The 16,164-nt window shown below is 64.9% G+C and carries 20 protein-coding genes; 3 read left to right on the top strand and 17 right to left on the bottom strand.

What is annotated here, in order from left to right; genetic code table 11:
• Positions 1 to 31 precede the first annotated feature (31 nt).
• The 9 genes from ACOYYX_RS07675 to ACOYYX_RS07635 form a co-directional block, all read right to left on the bottom strand.
• Entirely contained in the window at positions 32 to 304 is a 273-nt protein-coding gene (locus tag ACOYYX_RS07675; protein ID WP_422929342.1) for a hypothetical protein, read from the bottom strand.
• A gap of 151 nt (positions 305 to 455) precedes the next feature.
• Positions 456 to 917 carry a hypothetical protein gene (locus ACOYYX_RS07670; RefSeq protein ID WP_422929341.1) on the bottom strand — a complete coding sequence of 154 codons (462 nt, stop codon included), beginning with the start codon at positions 915 to 917 and terminating at the stop codon, positions 456 to 458.
• 52 nt (positions 918 to 969) lie between these two features.
• A complete protein-coding gene (dnaN, locus tag ACOYYX_RS07665) occupies positions 970 to 2,106 on the bottom strand; it encodes a DNA polymerase III subunit beta (protein WP_422929340.1) in 1,137 nt (378 codons plus the stop codon).
• Between the two features lie 100 nt (positions 2,107 to 2,206).
• Positions 2,207 to 2,500 (bottom strand): hypothetical protein, encoded by a 294-nt coding sequence (locus ACOYYX_RS07660; protein WP_422929339.1) that lies wholly within the window; start codon positions 2,498 to 2,500, stop codon positions 2,207 to 2,209.
• A 56-nt stretch (positions 2,501 to 2,556) separates the two neighbouring features.
• Complete coding sequence (locus ACOYYX_RS07655; protein WP_422929338.1) at positions 2,557 to 2,760, bottom strand: hypothetical protein; 204 nt, start codon at positions 2,758 to 2,760, stop codon at positions 2,557 to 2,559.
• A 41-nt stretch (positions 2,761 to 2,801) separates the two neighbouring features.
• Positions 2,802 to 4,385: a DEAD/DEAH box helicase gene (locus tag ACOYYX_RS07650; RefSeq protein WP_422929337.1), complete on the bottom strand. Its 1,584-nt coding sequence runs from the start codon at positions 4,383 to 4,385 to the stop codon at positions 2,802 to 2,804.
• Positions 4,382 to 5,350: a hypothetical protein gene (locus ACOYYX_RS07645; protein WP_422929336.1), complete on the bottom strand. Its 969-nt coding sequence runs from the start codon at positions 5,348 to 5,350 to the stop codon at positions 4,382 to 4,384. Before ACOYYX_RS07645 ends, ACOYYX_RS07650 begins: the two co-directional genes overlap by 4 nt.
• 22 nt (positions 5,351 to 5,372) lie before the next feature.
• Positions 5,373 to 6,305, bottom strand: coding sequence for a bifunctional DNA primase/polymerase (locus ACOYYX_RS07640; protein ID WP_422929335.1), 933 nt, complete (start codon positions 6,303 to 6,305; stop codon positions 5,373 to 5,375).
• A 501-nt stretch (positions 6,306 to 6,806) separates the two neighbouring features.
• On the bottom strand, positions 6,807 to 8,297 hold the full coding sequence (locus tag ACOYYX_RS07635; RefSeq protein ID WP_422929334.1) for a hypothetical protein: 1,491 nt from the start codon (positions 8,295 to 8,297) through the stop codon (positions 6,807 to 6,809).
• Positions 8,298 to 8,823: 526 nt separating this feature from the next.
• Here ACOYYX_RS07635 and ACOYYX_RS07630 point away from each other — a divergent pair.
• Complete coding sequence (locus tag ACOYYX_RS07630) at positions 8,824 to 9,255, top strand: hypothetical protein (RefSeq protein ID WP_422929333.1); 432 nt, start codon at positions 8,824 to 8,826, stop codon at positions 9,253 to 9,255.
• 21 nt (positions 9,256 to 9,276) lie between these two features.
• Here ACOYYX_RS07630 and ACOYYX_RS07625 read toward each other — a convergent pair whose 3' ends face one another.
• A complete protein-coding gene (locus ACOYYX_RS07625; RefSeq protein ID WP_422929332.1) occupies positions 9,277 to 10,062 on the bottom strand; it encodes a Kelch repeat-containing protein in 786 nt (261 codons plus the stop codon).
• Between the two features lie 512 nt (positions 10,063 to 10,574).
• On the opposite strand from ACOYYX_RS07625, the gene ACOYYX_RS07620 reads away from it, so the two are divergent.
• The gene (locus ACOYYX_RS07620; RefSeq protein WP_422931602.1) at positions 10,575 to 10,970 is read left to right on the top strand and encodes a tautomerase family protein; all 396 of its coding nucleotides are present in this window, start codon (positions 10,575 to 10,577) and stop codon (positions 10,968 to 10,970) included.
• Positions 10,971 to 10,986: 16 nt separating this feature from the next.
• Here ACOYYX_RS07620 and ACOYYX_RS07615 read toward each other — a convergent pair whose 3' ends face one another.
• From ACOYYX_RS07615 to ACOYYX_RS07590, 6 genes are all read right to left on the bottom strand, one after another.
• Positions 10,987 to 11,277: a hypothetical protein gene (locus ACOYYX_RS07615; protein WP_422929331.1), complete on the bottom strand. Its 291-nt coding sequence runs from the start codon at positions 11,275 to 11,277 to the stop codon at positions 10,987 to 10,989.
• Positions 11,278 to 11,418: 141 nt separating this feature from the next.
• Positions 11,419 to 11,655, bottom strand: coding sequence for a zinc-ribbon domain containing protein (locus ACOYYX_RS07610; protein ID WP_422929330.1), 237 nt, complete (start codon positions 11,653 to 11,655; stop codon positions 11,419 to 11,421).
• 387 nt (positions 11,656 to 12,042) lie between these two features.
• On the bottom strand, positions 12,043 to 13,026 hold the full coding sequence (locus ACOYYX_RS07605) for a hypothetical protein (protein WP_422929329.1): 984 nt from the start codon (positions 13,024 to 13,026) through the stop codon (positions 12,043 to 12,045).
• 146 nt (positions 13,027 to 13,172) lie between these two features.
• Positions 13,173 to 13,535 (bottom strand): hypothetical protein, encoded by a 363-nt coding sequence (locus ACOYYX_RS07600; protein WP_422929328.1) that lies wholly within the window; start codon positions 13,533 to 13,535, stop codon positions 13,173 to 13,175.
• Entirely contained in the window at positions 13,514 to 13,738 is a 225-nt protein-coding gene (locus ACOYYX_RS07595; RefSeq protein WP_422929327.1) for a hypothetical protein, read from the bottom strand. Before ACOYYX_RS07595 ends, ACOYYX_RS07600 begins: the two co-directional genes overlap by 22 nt.
• 54 nt (positions 13,739 to 13,792) lie before the next feature.
• Positions 13,793 to 14,416: a sigma-70 family RNA polymerase sigma factor gene (locus tag ACOYYX_RS07590; protein ID WP_422929326.1), complete on the bottom strand. Its 624-nt coding sequence runs from the start codon at positions 14,414 to 14,416 to the stop codon at positions 13,793 to 13,795.
• A gap of 174 nt (positions 14,417 to 14,590) precedes the next feature.
• Between ACOYYX_RS07590 and ACOYYX_RS07585 the strand changes: the two genes are divergently transcribed.
• On the top strand, positions 14,591 to 15,109 hold the full coding sequence (locus ACOYYX_RS07585; RefSeq protein ID WP_422929325.1) for a helix-turn-helix domain-containing protein: 519 nt from the start codon (positions 14,591 to 14,593) through the stop codon (positions 15,107 to 15,109).
• Here ACOYYX_RS07585 and ACOYYX_RS07580 read toward each other — a convergent pair.
• Positions 15,021 to 15,596: a hypothetical protein gene (locus ACOYYX_RS07580; RefSeq protein WP_422929324.1), complete on the bottom strand. Its 576-nt coding sequence runs from the start codon at positions 15,594 to 15,596 to the stop codon at positions 15,021 to 15,023. The two genes, ACOYYX_RS07585 and ACOYYX_RS07580, sit on opposite strands and share 89 nt — an antisense overlap.
• Positions 15,597 to 16,164 lie beyond the last annotated feature (568 nt).

The raw sequence follows: 16,164 nt of genomic DNA, 5'->3' as shown, positions 1-16,164 counted from the left end.
TAGGCTCGGGCCGTGCAACTTGGCGATCCGGTCAATTCTGCGAGGGGTTGTAGCGATGGACGGGAGCGTTCGTTCCCAGGACGGCGGTCGTCAGGAGATGCACGGCGTCGTCGAGGACGTAGTGAAGCTCCTCCTCGGTCTCGTCGCCGAAGACCTCGACGATCTCCTCGCGGTCATCGATCCCGAGGATAATCAGCATCATCCCGGCCCTCATATCGATCAGCGTGGCGAAGTTCACGCCGGGAGGAGGCGACCACGAACAGAGGTACTTGAACGCTCGTCTGGTGGATTTCATGGTCATCATCGATGGCTCCTTCGACGCCTGTCATGCCTTGAATTCGCTTCGGATTGCGCGTCAGCACGATATTACGAAGCAAGCCAATGGCCTATTAATAGGCCACGGCGAAGCTGCACGAGTCGCGTTGCAAACGTCATCAAGCATAGCGTTAGTAGCATCAATCATTGCCGCAGGAGTCTTCCCTGGCGCATGACCACTCGGTTTGCTTGCCGATGCCCTGTCGCGTCACGGGGTGATAGGTCCAGCGTCCACCCTCGCGGTAGACGAGCCAGAAGCGGAACCAGGGTTGTTGCTCGGCGACGGTCTTGATCTTCACGGCGGCGTCGTCCTCGAGGTGGCCCTTGATGTCGTGGCATTCGACCGAGCCGTCGAGATGCCAGACGACGAAGTCGATCGTCAGGAACGTCCGGCCGGCGAGGCGGAACTTGAAGGGCTCGAACTTCCAGTCGCGGATCTCGCCGCAGAGTTTCAGGGTCGCCAGGTGATTGGCGTAGGCGCGTTCGGTCCGATTCATGCCGTCGGCGTCGACGGCCTTCGTGCGAGGGTTCTTCGGCGCCCCGTCGACCAGGGCGCCGAAACCCCATTCCTTGAGCTGCGAGCGAGTCACCTTGTTCGCCATCCGCACAGCCTCAACATCGAGATACACGAATTTTTCGACGAACAAGATGCCATCACTTTTCGCGGGTGATGGGCATGAAGACTCCGGTGAAGCCGTCGTCCGTCCGGATCACGATGGGGTTCTGATCGTCGAGGATCTCGAGGCGCACTTCGCCCCCCTCGAGCGACTTCAAGGCATCGACGACATAACCAGGGTCGAGGGCGAAGCGCTGGTCCGGCCCCTCGGAGGCGATCGGCATCTCGACCCTCGACGCCCCCACGTCGGCCGACTCGGTGGAGAGCCGGAGCCGGTCGGCGTCGACGGCGAAGTCGACCGCACGCGACTCGCGGCTCACCAGGATCGCGGCCTGCTGTACGGCGTTCCTCAACTCGTCGGCCTTCATGGGCACGCGCGTGGCGTGCGACCTCGGCATGGCGTCCTGCCACCTGGGGAAGCGTCCCTCCGCCAGCCGGGACCAGATCCGCGTCTCGCCCAGGTCGAAGCGGCAGGTCGTGCCGGTCGTCGAGAACTCGACCGTCCCCTCGTCGAGCGTCCGCTCCAGCAGTTTCAGGGTCTTCGACGGTATGATGGGGCGGACCAGGAATGGAGCCTCGTCGCCGATGATCTCGGGGCGGATCACCTGCCTCGAGAGCCTTCGTCCATCGGTGGCGACGAGGACCCAGTCGGGGCCGTCGCGCTCGAGGATCACGCCGTTGAGGGCGTAGCGGGCACTCTCGACGTCCAGGGCATAGCTCGTCCTCCGCAGGGCCCGCCGCAGCTCGGCCGCGTCGAGCCGCATGGATGAGTCGGCCGCGTCATCCCCCTGCACCGGGAACAGGGCGGGATCTTCGCTCGCGAGGGTGAACGAGCAGGCCTTGCCGCGGATCGTGACGCGGTCGTCCTCCGCCTCGAAACACAGGCTCTCGTCGGGCGTCGTCGCGAGGATCGCCCCGAGCCGCTGCGGGTTGAGCACCATCGCGATGCCGATGCCCATGCCTCCCTCGATGGCCCCGACACTCCGCCAGACGGAGGCCTCGAGGTCGGTCGCATAGAGGCTCGCATTCCCGGCCTCGTCCACGCGAAGCAGGACGTTCTGGATGATCGGCCTGATACTCTTCGCCGCCGCCGCGCCCGCCACCGAGTGCAAGGCCTCGTCCAGGGTTTCGCGATGAATGCTGATCTGCTGCTTCGTCATCGTTGCCGTTGTCATGTTGCACCTCCTACTGATCAATACACCGCTCGACGACGATTCCGGCGCGATTTCGGGAATATTCCGCTTAATTTATAATGATTTCTCGACCCAATGCGGTTCAGCCCTGCTCGAGCCATTGCAGCGCAACGCGCAGCATGTCGAGCCAGCGGGAAGCCTGGCATGATTGGACCTCGGTGCTGAAATGCTCGCGACGGCGGATGAAGAGGGTGCCGAAGGCGGGGGTCTGCGTCTGGAATGTCACCTCGCGATGGCCGTGCCTCCAGGTGATTTGCAGCACGGGCCACGGTTCGTCATCGCGGGTCGTGACCTCGTAATTCTCGGCGACGTCCATCTCGAGTTGGTCGACCACACGCTCGGCGATGAGGGTGGCGTCGATATCGGGGTTATTCACGGTTCGACCTCGGGCAAGGGAATGGGAACGGATCCGTTGAGAGGTTCGTCGACGCATCATGGAGCCGACGACGCACGGCCCCGTCGCTCCGCCAGGCAATTGAGGCAGATCCGATGGGCGTCGAGCCGCCCGGAATCGGCGGGGGCCCACGCACTTCGGAGGCAACGGGCGCAGGTGGCCAGCTCGAAGCGGCTCCGGGTGACGTTGACGGCCTGTCCGTGGCCGATGGGGATCAGGAGGAGGACATCCTGGATTGGCATATTGGGGATCGCTCCGCAATGAGAAAGATCGAGGCTCCGGGTCAGGGCCGCTGGCCGATGAGGCGGTCTAGCTCGGCCGAGGCGTCGCAGATCGACATGGAACGAGCCGTCTCGGGGTCGATCCCGCGGGCGATCAGGACGGCGACCTGCTTCTGCGTGGCGAGGCCCAGACGCTTGCGCTCGTGGAGGACGCCGATCAGCGTGTTGGCCCGCTGCTTGGAGATGGACTCGGCCCCGACGACCCCAAGTTTCTTGAGGTGCTCGACCTGCTTCGTCGTCGCACCGTTGACGGGCTTGTCGCGGCTCCCGCGCCAGGTCATCCCGAGGTTCTCGAAGACGGAGACGGGGTCGTAGCTCACCTTCCGATACGCGACCTCCCGCTTTTGTGCATGGATCTTGATGATTTGACGCCTGGAGTGTTCCTCCCTGGCCTGCTCGATGACGTCGACGAGGTCCAGGCCCTTCTGCCGGGTGGCGAGCTTCTGGGCGATCTCGATCACCTCGGCATCCGTGCCGGGCGAGGCGAGCAGCGCGGTCGCCTTGACGAGGTCGTGCTTCGCGGTCAGGTAGTTGAAGTCGATGAGCAGGCAATCGTCCTTGCCCCGGGCGAGCCGCGTGCCCCGGCCGACCATCTGGGCGAAGAGGGACCGCGACTGCGTCGGGCGGCAGAGCGCGATCGCGGAGATGGAAGGGCTGTCGAACCCCTCGGTGAGCAGGGCGCAATTGCAGAGGATCTGGAGGTCGCCCGACTGGAGGCGGTCGATCTTGAGCCTGCGATCGGCGTCGTCGCCGGCGACCCAGTCGGCCACGAGGCCGAGCGACTGCAGGGCCGAGGCCATCGCCTGCGCCGAGGTCACGTCGGGGGTGAAGACGAGGGTCTGCCGGTTCCCGACCTCCTGCCGGATGGCGTTGGCCAGCGTCTCGATCAGGGGGGCGATGCGATCCTCGAGGTCCGCCTGGTTGAAGTCGCCGACCGTCGTGCGGAGGCCGCGGAGATCGATATCCACGTCGCACTGCACGAACCGGAGCCGGCTCAGATAGGGTCCGGGGGGAGGCGCCGTCATCGCGTCCCAGAGCGAGACCTCGTAGGCGACCGACTCGAAGACCTTGCCGAGGTCCGTCTCATCCGAGCGGTCGGAGGTCGCCGTCACGCCGAGGTGCAAGGCCGTCTCGAAGTGCGAATAGACTCGCGTATAAGTGTCGCTGGTGGCGTGGTGGGCCTCGTCCGTGACGACGAGACGGAAGTGGTCGCGGGGCCAGGACTGGAGCCGATCGCGTTGCATGGTCTGCACGGTCGCGACCACCACGTCGGGCTCGAAGATCGCCCTGGCGTAGGATGCGGCCTTCTCGATGCCGCAATCGACGCCGAGCTGCTCCAGCTTGTTGACCGCCTGCTGGATCAGCTCGTCGCGATGGGCGAGGACCAGGACGCGGCCGCCTCGCTCGACGACCTTGCGGGCGATCGCGCCGAAGACGACGGTCTTCCCCAACCCGGTGGGGAGCACGATGAGGGTGCTCCGGACGCCGCGCCGGAACTCGCGGCGCGCGGCGTCGATGGCGTCCTCCTGATACGGACGCAGCACGACGCGACTGGGGTTGAGCCTGGGCTTGCAGACGATGCTCATATCTGCGACTCCCTGGTGTTGATCCGATACCCCCGCCCCCGGCACTGGGGGCAGGTCCCGATGGCGATGACCTCGCCGAGCGCCCCGCAGCCGCCGGCCTCGGGCGGCGGGCAGGCCAGCCAGTGCCTGGGGTGCGGCAGGGCCAGGAACCGCCTCACGAAATACGCATAGACGCACTCCGCTTTCGCCCCCCGGATCGCCCGGCCAGCCTGCTGCGAGAAGGCCTTGCGCGGCCCTTCGAGCCGGCGATACACCAACGCATCCGCGCGGAAGAGCTTCAACTGTCGGCCCGTCAGCACGCGACTCAGGGGGAGTTTTGAGAGCCACGCGTCGTCGTCGGATTCCGCGGTGGTATCGGTGTGTGCGGCGGCCGGGACCTCGACGGGGGTCGCCGCAACCTTGGGAGCGGGCTTGGTGGGCATCGGCTCGGAGACCTCGACGACCGCGTCGCGGGGGATCCGGCCGGAGGTCCTCGCCCGCTTCACGTCGGGGGGATCCTGCGAGGGGATCCCGTTGATCACTGTGCCGGCGGGTGGCGAGGCCGGCGGACTCACCTGCCGACGCGGGGCCACGCGCTCCACGACCTCCCGGACGTGCCTGGCGGTGAGCTTACCTTGCGGGGCCGTCGCCTGGGCCTCCTGCCAGACCTCGGCACGCTCGTCGCTCGGGATTGCCGCGAGGGGGCGCAATTGGCTCTCGGGGATGCACGGGGCCTTTCTCCTCGGCTCCACCTCCCGCTCGATGAGGGCTGCCATGATCATCCGGTTGATGTGCCGTCGGCTCAGGCCGAACTCGCCCGAGGCGCACTCGGACCAGCTCGCGTATCCGAGGGCCTTCCAGCCCTCGCGGTCGTGCAGGTCGAGCGCGAGGTAGCGGAGGTCTTCGAGGCCGCGGCGTATGGCGTCGCAGGTGGCCCTCGCCTCTTCAACATTCATGACTTGATTCTTGGATTTCCCGATTGCCATGGATCAACTCCCATCTCCCGGCTCAGGCCCGGGCGACGCCCTCCGCGCCGAAGCGAGCCCCGAGGTCGTCGACGGCCTCGCGCCAGTCGACGTAGACGCCCAGCCGCACGGCGAGGTCGAACAGGCCGATCGACGGCTCGCCCGGTTCCCAGTAACGCCCGGTCGCGGCCGAGATCGACGCCGAGGGCCTGCGGTCCTCGCGCGAGATCGCGTGGCAGGAACACCAGCCGGCCGGGTTCGCACGTCTTGACGAGACCTTCAGGCCCCAGGACTCGGCGAGCACGACCTTGTCCGGGATCGACAGCAACACATCAACGGCTCGGTATCGTCCCCTCGATCCGACGACCCGCCTGCGGAGCGGCAACAGACGCGGCGGAGGAGGCGCGGGCCTCGGCCGCTCGACTGCCGGCAGCGCCAGGACCCACTCGGGGCAGGCGGCCGGCAGGGCCAGCGTCGCGGGGCTCTCTCCCTTGCTGCGGAACCGATACCTTCGCCCGGTCTCGGGGTGGATCGTGGGAGGCACCACTATCAGCGAGCGGTCACATAAGCGCTCGACCCCGGAATGCTCGCCGCCCCCCTTCCACAAGAAGACCTTGGGCAATTCGCCCAGCCGCCGCTCCGGCAGCACGAACCAGACGTGCAACCCGTCGCCGCCGCTGTGCGTGACCCAGGTCCGCGGGTGCCGTCTCCCCCCGGCATAGAACCAATCCATCGCCTCCTGCCCGTCCACGTCGATGACGAGGAGCCGCCAGTGCCGCCCCGTCATCACCTGGATCCCCGTCGTCTCGAACTTCTCGAACAGGTCGGGAGGCGCCGGCGCCTCCCACCACCCGGCGAACTGGCACATCGGCCGCTTCCCATCCCGCCGCATCGGAAGTGGGTTCCACCCTCGCGACCGATAGAACCGCGACCACTGCCGCACGAGCTCAACGTCATCGTTGATGCCGACTCGCATGTATCTTTCTCATCTCGCTTTTGAAAATACCAGAGAACCTTGAACGGTCTGGATGGCCCTGCTTTACTCTCGATGACTGGACATAAATGCGTCGTTGCCCCAGGGGTGAGTTGGACGTCGTTTCTTTCTCGTGAGGCACGCTGCGAAAAATGACGGCAATCCTTGCCGCCGCATCATTCAAGATAGCCCGGGATCATCCGCGTCGATGATCCTTCGCCCACCTCGCTTGCGACGGCGAGACGACCCCCTTCCCCGAGTTTGCACCCAGCTCGAAGGCTCGATCCTCGTGTCGCCAAAGAGTAGTACCCCGGCCGAAGGCGGATCCGGCGCGACTTCCGAATTTTTCTCAGATTGATCCCGCGTGCTTCGAATTGGCGGGCAGATCGGATGGAGCGTCTCGGACGCCGGAAAGGTGGGAGATGAGACGGGAGAATGGAGGGGCGGGCTGCTTGATGAGAGTAAGCCCGAGGGATCGGCCGATCCCTCGGGCTTACTCACGGTTTACGGAGCCGCATCGAACCAGGCATTCTTCATCGAGCCGACGAATCGGCCGCGGGGGCCGTCGCCGATTTTGAGGTCCAGGCCCTCGGTGGCGAGGGCGAGGTTGGCGTCGTCGGCCTGGGCGACGAGTTGGCCGTCGAGGTAGAGGCGGAGCTTGCCGGCGACGCGCTGGGCGACGAGCTCGTGCCAGCCGGGGGAGACCTCGCGGTCGTGCGTGGCGAGGCTGCCCGCCGACATCGACCAGACCTCGCCGGAGGGGAGCGTGGTGACGAACATGCGGCCCTGGTAGGTCGCCATGGTCCAGGCTCGGCGGTACTTCACGTCGGGCGTGGGGTCGAGCTTCTTGAGCAACGACCACGCGGTGCCGCCTTCGTAGCGGTACGCCTCGGCACCGGGGAGCGAGCCGGCGTAGAAGACGCCGTTGTGGACGAGCATGCCCATGACCTCGGTCTCGGCGCCGAGCCGGCCGGCGTCGGCCCAGCCCCCGCCCTCCTCCATCCGGTAAACCTTGCCCGTGGGCCACGCGCCGACGAATAGAGAATTGTTGTAGGCGGCGAATGAGTACGTCTGGGTGACATCCTTGGCCACGGGGCCGAGATCGGTCCAGCCCTTGCCGTCGAAGCGGACGACGGTGGCACCGTCGTAGCTGCTGGCATAGAGGGCCCCATCGAAGACGCCCAGAGACTGGACGCGACGCCCCCCCGGCGTGGGGATCGACGTCCAGCGCTCGCCCCCTTCATGGCGGAAGAAGCCCGCAGGCTTGTACAGCGACGACGCGTAGAGATGCCCGTCGAACGACACCAACGCGGCGACCGCAGACGTCGGGTCCAGATCCCCCGCCGGTTCCCATTTCCCGGGCCCGGCGAACCGGAAGACGCGACCTCCACGCTCATTGTTGTCCGAGGGGGGGAGCGCCGAACCGGCCGTCAGATACTTACCCGTCCCCACGTAGAGCCGCCCGTCGTGGACGGCCATGGCCGTCACCGAGTTCGACGCATCGGGCGAGCCGAGCGGCGTCCAACGCCCCGGCCCGTCGTACCGATAGACCTGCCCGCGATGGGGCAGTTTCGGCTCGCACGTCCCGACATACAGCTTTCCCTCGAACACGGCGATGCAGAACCCGAGCAACGCCTCCCCCGGCCGACCCTCGGCCCGCCAACTCGGCGTCGTCCCCGAGTCGATCCCGAACTGGAGTTGGCGATGGTTCGCATGGCTGGTCGTCACGCCCGTGTTGTCGCGCAGGCCGAGGGTGAATCCCTGCCGACCCTTCGCATCCCAGAGGCTCGCGAGGTCGCCGAGGTCCCGCACGTCCGACGCATCTGCCTTGAACGACAGGCCAAGCGTGAAGTCGGCCGTTCCCAGGGCTCGCGGCAAGCGAACGCCGGCGATCGGCATGGTTTCAGGTTGGAATTCGACCTCCTTGTCGCCGATCAGCCGGATCGATGTGGGCGAGGGCTTCGGGGCCTCACCATCCTCGGATCCTACTGCCACAGATATTTTGTAGTTCGACAAACAAAGGAAAGCCAGTGTGAGAGACATCATCGTGGATCCGAGACGAACCCGGCGTTGCGGGTATTGCTTCGCGAACATCATGTCGTGGCCTCGCTCCCGGTGTTCCGCTCGCCTCCGGGGAATTGAGCGTGGGGGGATGGGGAAAGTGGTTCACGGTCGTACTCCACCCGACTCGGAACGCCTCGCCGTCGCGGCTCCGAGGGCTCAAACTTCTGAGCTGCGGTGATCGCGTCTGCTTTAACGTCGAAGACGACTCGGTAGGGCATTTCCGGTAGAGTAACTACGCGGGGGTAGGGACCTCACCGTTGCGATTGAACCAGAACGGTCGGCACGGAGTAACCCGCGACTGCCCGAAAAAGGTCTCGCGCCCGGCTCTGGGGCCGCGGGCGAGCGCTTCCATGCGATCTTCAGCCAAAGCGCGGGAACGGCCGACTTTACCGGATCAGGTGCCTCCGGCTTTGGCGAATCTCCGCCGCCCCATCCATCGCTGAGGGGGATGCCTCCCATGTCTCGCTTTCGCCTCAGGACGATGATGCTGATACCGGTCGTACTTGCAACGATCTTCGCGTCGATCCGTCCGGCCCGCGAATGGTATCGGGGCAGTGCATGGCATCTCGAGCAGATTGAGACGGTCAAGAGTCGGGAAGCCAGACTCCGCCTTGAAGTGGATCAGCTCCAGTTCATCGCCAGGAATCGCGTCCTTGTCGCTATACTTCTCAGCAAGTCACAGGAGTTCCTGTTGAAAAGCGATGTCGAGAAGGAACGGGCGATCGACGAAGGGATCCGACACTTCCGGAGGAGAATCCAGAACCTCGGGGAACTCATCGCGACTTATGCCCAGTATCGTCGCCGGATCCGGCCCGGTGTCTTCTGGGGAACTTCCGATGAGTACAAGATGATCATAGAATCTGATGCTCGCATGCGGCCCGGCCAATAGCCTTGATCCCCCTGCCAACGTTCACGCGATGCGAAGGACCATCGTGGCGTCGAACTGCGGCCCGGCGTGGTATCGTTCGCCGCCGTGGAGGACGAGGCCGTTGAGGCTGTCGTCCCAGGCGAGGGGCGAGCATTGGTGCTGAGGGTGAAGTGGGGCGCAACGAGCGCGCTCCCAGCCGCTCGGAGAGGCCACGAGGAGGCCTCGGGGAGCGCCAATGCCCTCGAGCATCACCATCGTCTTCGCGGAGCGGTGAAAGGCCAGGCCGTGGTCGTCGCGGGTGTCGGTGTCGAATGTCTCGGGAAAGGGCTCCCAGTTCCCATCGCGGAAGAGCCATGTATCGCCGAATTTCTGGGCCCCTCGATCATCGACGGCACCCCCGTGAAGGATACAACCCTGGAGTCGAGGGTCGTAGGCGAACGAGGCATAGCGTCGGGCTGGTGGGTGTTCGCCGCGGATCCTCGTCCAGCAAGATCCGTCAAAAGTCCAGGTGTCGCCCAGGGTTCCTTTCCAGGTTCCGATCCCGCCGAAAAGCACGACCTGTCGCGTCGTCTTGTCGAATGCCATGGCGTGACCACAGCGCGGGCCCGGCCGACGCCACCATGATAACCGGAGCCGTTGCCAGGAACCATTAGCAAACGTCCATGTATCTCCGAGCATCCACATGAACTGCGACTGCCCCCCGAACAGGACCGTGACCCCGCGTTCCTCGTCGAAGACCATCGCGCCTCGATGCCTCGCGGGCGGTCGTTCGATGCAATCGACGGGCGACCAACGTCCATCCTTCAACTCCCATGTATCCGATTGCATGTCCCAACCATCGCGAAAGACAACGCCGCCGAAGAGGAGAGTCGACCCGGCCTCGCGGTCATACACCAGGCCATGCCTGCTGCGAGGCCCCGGTCCATCTCCGCCGCTCGCGATCGTTTGCCAGGTGAAATTCACCATCGCTTAGACACGTCCCTTTCGTCCTGGCTCCGGAGGATTGCCGACCTGTGAACACTTCGAGAAACGAGCAGAGATCCTCCCCGGCGGCAAGATTCGCGTCAAGCGTGTCATGGCACGTCACGATTCGGGTCTCGCCGTAACAACGAACCGACTGGTACGAGCTTGACGAGATGATGCCTCGAATCTCCGCGGTTTCATGGACACGTGATCGATCTGCCACTGTGGTGGACAATCATTCCTGAGAGATCGTCATGATGACAAGCTCGGCGGAGATGACTCGCGAGGTCGGCCTTTCCAGGTCGCCGGCCGGGCGGTAGTGTTGGAGGCCCGCGGTCGTCGAGGGGTGGCGGTGAACATGGAACCCCGGAGGCATGATGTCTCAGATCAAAGTCTATGGGATTCGCGAACACCTGGACCCGGTCAAGGCCAGGCTGTCGGACGTGATCCACTCGTGCGTCGTGGATGCCCTGCAATTCCCCGTCGGTAAGCGAGCCCATCGGTTCTTCCCGATGGATCGAGCCGACTATTACATCCCCGAGGGCCAGGGCCGGACGGAGCGTTATCTCATCATCGAGATCAGCATGTTCGCCGGCCGAACGGTTGAGGCTCGCAAGGGGCTCATCCGACTGCTCTTCGAACGGATCGAGCGCGAGGTCGGCATCGGGCCGGCCGACGTCGAGGTGACGATCACCGAGACGCCCCGCGAGAACTGGGGCTTCCGCGGCCGCACCGGGGACGAGATTGCGCTGGATTACAAGGTCGAGGTTTGAGCTATGAAGAAGAGGATCAGCGTCCGGGCTCAGAATCCGTCTTCAGCACTTCCTTGATGGCCAGGGGCAGCCCATTGAGGCGGCGTTGCAGTTCGGAGAGCGTCCTGTTGCGGTGTTCGCAGTCGACCTGGAGGAGTGTTTCGAACGGGGCGCCGTGCACCTCGCCTCGTTCGAGGATGAAGTGAATTCGCCAATCGACATGATCCCAGCGGATCCTGATCGACACGTCTCCCCGGATGTAGCTCTTGGCACCATAGTAGGAATCGTCATCTCTGACCACGCGACGCCATCCGTCGGTGTGGAGCATCGTTTCGATCTCGTCGCGAATCGCCTTGAAAGACGACGTCGCGTCCTTCCGGGGCTGAGCCAGGCCCTTCAGGGCACGGAGCTCCTGGCGGCATTTCCGGCAGTGTTTGACGCCGGAGTAAATACTGCCCTTCGCCTCCTCTTACCACCATTTCTGCTGGGCCGCCGTCCAGACTTCCTCCGATCCGCACGAGAGGCAAGTGAACGGTATATCGAGATAAAAGCCGTGCAAGATGAATTCGGGAGGGTCATAAGACTTGTACGGAGCCAACTGAGCACGGTCCACGGGCAAGCCGGACGCCCGGAGACACTCGAACTCCCTTTGCCTGATCTGCTCGCGCCTAATCTCGGCCTCGCGATGCCTGCGTTTCCGGGTCATGATCGAAGCCTTCCAACGCGATTGTTCGGACGAAACGTCATCTGAAGTGAGGAGTTGGATTCCGCACCAGCGTTATAAGAAATCATCCATCCCGCGGAACGCTGACGCAATCCTCTCAGGCATCGAGACTCCTTCGGCTCAGTAGAGACCCAGCACGAGGTTCATTGGTTCGCGCCAGTCGAAGATTCGCCGGGTGCTGGTTGAAATGCGGGGCCTCCTTGCCCCGCGATGGGTTCAATCCACGGCCGTGGCCATCGGGCCGGAACGAAAAATAAATATCGAGATGTTTTAGCTTAAAAACTATCTAACATTTACTTATATTATTATTTTCTCTATTTCTCGGAGAGCCGCTCACTTCGGGGCTGAGCCCTTCACTGACGATGGGTCTCAGCCCCGGACGCCGGCCTCGGTCCGCTCGAGGTCGTCCGGGTCGGCTCCGGGGGATTCGGGATCGGGCGGTCGCCACTGTCGACGCATCCTGGCGATTTCCTCGCGAGAGAAGGCCTCGGCCTCGGCGAGCAGGGCGTCGGGTTCGCGGGCGAAGAGGCTCGCCACGAGCCGCGTGGCCTTATCGACCGAGACCCGCTCGGTGGGTCGGCCCGTCTGCGGGTCGTAGGCCAGGTCGGTCGGGCGGAGCCGGCCGGATCGCAGGCCCCAGACGAGGAGCCGCCCGGTCGTCCGCGGGATCTGCAAGAGGTCGCCGTCGGTCGGGGGCTCGCCCTCGGCCTCGCACTCCTCGAGCCAGTGGGCGTTGCGAGACTCGACGAATCGGCGGATCGCCCGCGAATAGCTCTCGACCTCCTCCTCGCCCGCGCCGGGCTCCCGGGCGAGGGAAGAGAGGCCGATCGGCGTGGCCGAGTTCGACTCATCAGCGTCGGGATCGACGCGGACCGCATCCGGGATCGAGGCGAGTTCCGACTCGTCGAGCATCGCCAGGCCGCAGGCGGAGAGGACCGCCCGTCGCTTGGCCCTGGTGATCGTCTTCATGAGCGACTGGCAGAGTCGCTCCCCCTGCTGGCCGCCGACGTCGAGCGCCGCGAAGTCCTCGACGTGCTGGCCGTCGGGGAATTTGACCCGGCAGCGGACCTCGAAGATGCCGAGACCCGGGTCGAGCCGACGATCGACGATCTCCACCGTCAGCTTGCGATTGCTGATGAGTTGATCCGCGGCCGACGCCTTGGCGTAGAGCATGAGCCTGTTATCGAGCCGGAGGTACTCGAGCGGCCGCGACCGGGGGTCGAGCCCCGCCGCCTCGCAGCACTCCCTGTACCGGCGCTGCCGCTGCGAGGCCGTCAGGCCGGACAAATCGCCGTTGATGATGCCCCCTTCGAGTGCCCCGCCGTCCCTCGATCGCGTCGCCGTTGCAGACATATGATCCCCTTTCCCGGGGTCGTCGCCCGGCCGTGATGACCGGGCGTCTTGCACCCCTTGAGGTAGTACCCCGCTCCCGGACAGAACCGGCGAGGTTTCCCGGGAATTCTTCGGATTCGCGCTCGACACGTGAGTATGTCCCCCGATCAACCTGACACCTTATCGGGTCCGCAGGTTCCCTCGGCCGCGACCTGCCAGAAACGCCGCTCGTCCTCCAGCCGCTCGGCCGCGCGGCGCCGCTTCTCAGCTCGCCAGTCGCGCCGAAGCGAGACGGGTGCGGGTGCGGGTGCGGGTGCGGGGTTCGGATCGAGGGGTTCCGAGACCTGACGCAGCTTCTCGTCGCGGAGGCGGATCGCGGCGTTGACCATGACGTTGGGCCGCAGGACGCAGGCGATGCACTTGTCGCGGAATCCGACCTGCACGGTCGGCTCGTCGTCCCGGATCGGCCGGTCGCAGCGGAGACAATAGCAACGCGGGGGCTTGACGCTCACTTCGGGCTGTCGTCGCATGGGGATGCTCCTTCGCATCGCTGGATGAACGTATCGAGGATCGTCCTCAGTTCCCTGGCCGATTCGAGGTCCAGCTCGATCGCCCCGGGCGTGCTCCGCGTGATCCAGAGGGCCGCCCCCCTGCCCAGGCCGAGCGCCAGGGCCGAGACGAGCCGCGTCCTGGTGTCGAAGAGCGACCCGAGGAATTCGTGGGGCGTAATCATGGTCAAATGCTCCCGAGACGACGCGGCCTCGCCGATCTCGCGCCGAACATCCGTTCATTCCCCCTGATGTTGATGACGTTTGCGGAGGGCCTCGATGGCCTCCTTGAACTGCTTGCGGGCCGAGTGCTCCGAGAGGCCGACCGCACGGCCGATCTCGGCCCAGGTGGCTTTGCCGCCCCCTTCGAAGCCGAACCGGAGCCGCACGATCCGCCCTGCCCTGCCCTCGAGCCCGCGCAACAGGGCCTCGGCATCCAGGCGGATCGACGCGTCCTGGTCGACGGCCTCGCGCCTCAACCGGGCCGAGGCGAGCATCGCGTCATACCAGCGAGAGTCGCGCCTCAGGGCATTGCGGGCCCTGGACCTGGCGCAGTGGACGGCGTAGTGTTCGAAGGGGGTCCCGCGGTCGGGGTCGAAATTCTTCACGGCGTTGCGTACTCCGAGATAGGCGTCTTGCGTGTAGTCGTCGACGTCCTGGCGTCGTCGCGCCACCTTGCGGGCACCCCGATTCGCCAGGTCCAGGAAAACTTGGATTCGAGTCGTGTTCATCTCTCGCTCGGGTTTCCAGGAACCTTCGCGGTGTTCGAAAGACTTCTCGGACGGCGGTCGATAGGGACGGGTTCCCCACCCCAGGCGCGGGCCGGCGTGCAACGTCTCCTCGAACTTCGGGTCGCAAACCATGGCGGGCCTCCTCTCGCACGGCCTGACTCAATCTGAACATCCGATCACTTCGTCGACTACATTAATCCCCGTTTTAGAGATTCGTCAAGGGATGTAATCCCTAAAATCGGGATTAATCCCGATTGGTCGCTCGAACCTATTGATGGAGCGGGATTTGCGCGACAGAATTTTGCCATGGACGACACGGAGCTCATCATCGCCGATCGCCTGACGATCGCCCTGGGCCGACGGGACTGGACGCAGAGGCGCCTGGCCGACGCGGTCGGGCTGACGCCTCAGCAGGTCAACAAGGTGACCAAGCGCGAGCGCAGCCTCGACTGCCACGAGCTCTTCCGAATCTCGAGGGCGATGGAGATCCCGATGGAGTGGTTCCTCGACGCGTCGATCCCGGTCGATGAGATCGAGCGTCGGTCGGGCCCGGGGCCGATGGACCTGGCGAATGATGAGGTGACGCTGATCGGCGTCTATCGCGAGTTGAAGCTGACGAAGGGGCTGACGTTCACCAGGACCATCGGGGCGATGGCCAGGGAGGCCGAGGAGGTGGACTCGACCGCCGAGCGTCCGGCCCCCGAGATCAGGCCGGGGCCGAGCCGGAGGCGAGGGGCTATACCCCCGCCGCCCTTTGAGGTGACGAGGCCGGACAACCCCGAACCACCCGCCGAAATTCCTCGCAAGAAGAAACGTCCGGGATGACTCTGCCGGTGGCGAGCCACTCGGCCTGCACGGTCATCGCGAAGCCCCGAGGGGCGTCGAGGAAATAGGGGCATCGGCACGAGGCGAGCTCCGGCTCCCGCCAACGCTCGCTCGAGAATCGCAGGACCCGGCCGCCCAGGAGGAAGAGCACGGCGTCGCGGGCGAACGGGCCGGGCAAGGGGACGATCCCCTCGTCGGAGCCCCGCACGGCCAGCGGCTCGGTGCCTATCATTTTCAGGTAGGCACATCGCTTGATGTCATATGCGGCCCTGGCGACGATCGCCCCGTCGATGCCCGAGTCGGGGGAACGGCGGTAGGGGCAATGCCCGGCGTCTTCCTCGCGCCAGGTCTCGCAGACGAACTGGATCAGGTCCCTGCCCGCCCGGAAGAATCGCAGGACGCGATGGAGGGGTTCCGCATGGTGGAATCCGCAGAGGGTAAGCTGGGGAGCCGACCGAGCCAGGCGGGCGCGACCTACGCCGATCATCACCGGATCTCCGACAGACTTCAGATGGACGCAAATTGCGAGCGCAGCCGGGCCAGTGGCCATCGGCCTCGCGACCTCACGCGATCAGGTTTGAGAAGGTCAATGGGAACGATCAGGAGGCTCGCGGCAACATCGCCGCGAACTTTGATGGCAAAGCACCCGGCGAGGTCATGACGAGCCGGGCCTCGACCCGCCCGCAATCACGCGAGAGACATCGGCAGTCACCCCGTCGCCTGGAGTCGTGCGGCATCGGATTCGTCTCTTCCTGAGAGATGCGGCCTGCGGTCGCCGCGACGACGCAATCTCGCCGCGCGTGCCACCTCGAAACTGCAAGTTCCACACGTTTCTTCAATGTACAAACTAAATGTACGGCCGAACACTACTCGAAAGCAAGCACAAAAAGGAAAAACCGGAGGGAGATGTCGGCGGAAGTGAGATTATGCCGATTACAAAGGTTCTATCGTTTCTACTATTCTCCGGCCTTCGTTGCAACCGCGACTTCCGCGAGGCCGTCTTGAGAGGGTTGGATGACATGAATTCATGTGTTGTTTCTTGGGGGAAAATCCGC

This window comes from Singulisphaera chitinilytica (assembly GCF_049331405.1).
In the GTDB taxonomy this organism is placed as follows: Bacteria; Planctomycetota; Planctomycetia; order Isosphaerales; family Isosphaeraceae; genus PoT.
The sequence above is the reverse complement of the archived record's forward strand: the minus strand, read 5'-3'. Positions and strand labels throughout refer to the sequence as shown.

What these genes read in the sequence shown, in the direction of transcription:
- ACOYYX_RS07675 (WP_422929342.1), bottom strand. Translation starts at nt 304, where the DNA reads ATGATGACCATGAAATCCACCAGACGAGCGTTCAAGTACCTCTGTTCG.
- ACOYYX_RS07670 (WP_422929341.1), bottom strand. Translation starts at nt 917, where the DNA reads ATGGCGAACAAGGTGACTCGCTCGCAGCTCAAGGAATGGGGTTTCGGC.
- dnaN (WP_422929340.1), bottom strand. Translation starts at nt 2,106, where the DNA reads ATGACAACGGCAACGATGACGAAGCAGCAGATCAGCATTCATCGCGAA.
- ACOYYX_RS07655 (WP_422929338.1), bottom strand. Translation starts at nt 2,760, where the DNA reads ATGCCAATCCAGGATGTCCTCCTCCTGATCCCCATCGGCCACGGACAG.
- ACOYYX_RS07650 (WP_422929337.1), bottom strand. Translation starts at nt 4,385, where the DNA reads ATGAGCATCGTCTGCAAGCCCAGGCTCAACCCCAGTCGCGTCGTGCTG.
- ACOYYX_RS07645 (WP_422929336.1), bottom strand. Translation starts at nt 5,350, where the DNA reads ATGGCAATCGGGAAATCCAAGAATCAAGTCATGAATGTTGAAGAGGCG.
- ACOYYX_RS07640 (WP_422929335.1), bottom strand. Translation starts at nt 6,305, where the DNA reads ATGCGAGTCGGCATCAACGATGACGTTGAGCTCGTGCGGCAGTGGTCG.
- ACOYYX_RS07630 (WP_422929333.1), top strand. Translation starts at nt 8,824, where the DNA reads ATGTCTCGCTTTCGCCTCAGGACGATGATGCTGATACCGGTCGTACTT.
- ACOYYX_RS07625 (WP_422929332.1), bottom strand. Translation starts at nt 10,062, where the DNA reads ATGCAATCGGATACATGGGAGTTGAAGGATGGACGTTGGTCGCCCGTC.
- ACOYYX_RS07620 (WP_422931602.1), top strand. Translation starts at nt 10,575, where the DNA reads ATGTCTCAGATCAAAGTCTATGGGATTCGCGAACACCTGGACCCGGTC.
- ACOYYX_RS07615 (WP_422929331.1), bottom strand. Translation starts at nt 11,277, where the DNA reads ATGCTCCACACCGACGGATGGCGTCGCGTGGTCAGAGATGACGATTCC.
- ACOYYX_RS07610 (WP_422929330.1), bottom strand. Translation starts at nt 11,655, where the DNA reads ATGACCCGGAAACGCAGGCATCGCGAGGCCGAGATTAGGCGCGAGCAG.
- ACOYYX_RS07605 (WP_422929329.1), bottom strand. Translation starts at nt 13,026, where the DNA reads ATGTCTGCAACGGCGACGCGATCGAGGGACGGCGGGGCACTCGAAGGG.
- ACOYYX_RS07600 (WP_422929328.1), bottom strand. Translation starts at nt 13,535, where the DNA reads ATGCGACGACAGCCCGAAGTGAGCGTCAAGCCCCCGCGTTGCTATTGT.
- ACOYYX_RS07595 (WP_422929327.1), bottom strand. Translation starts at nt 13,738, where the DNA reads ATGATTACGCCCCACGAATTCCTCGGGTCGCTCTTCGACACCAGGACG.
- ACOYYX_RS07590 (WP_422929326.1), bottom strand. Translation starts at nt 14,416, where the DNA reads ATGGTTTGCGACCCGAAGTTCGAGGAGACGTTGCACGCCGGCCCGCGC.
- ACOYYX_RS07585 (WP_422929325.1), top strand. Translation starts at nt 14,591, where the DNA reads ATGGACGACACGGAGCTCATCATCGCCGATCGCCTGACGATCGCCCTG.
- ACOYYX_RS07580 (WP_422929324.1), bottom strand. Translation starts at nt 15,596, where the DNA reads ATGATCGGCGTAGGTCGCGCCCGCCTGGCTCGGTCGGCTCCCCAGCTT.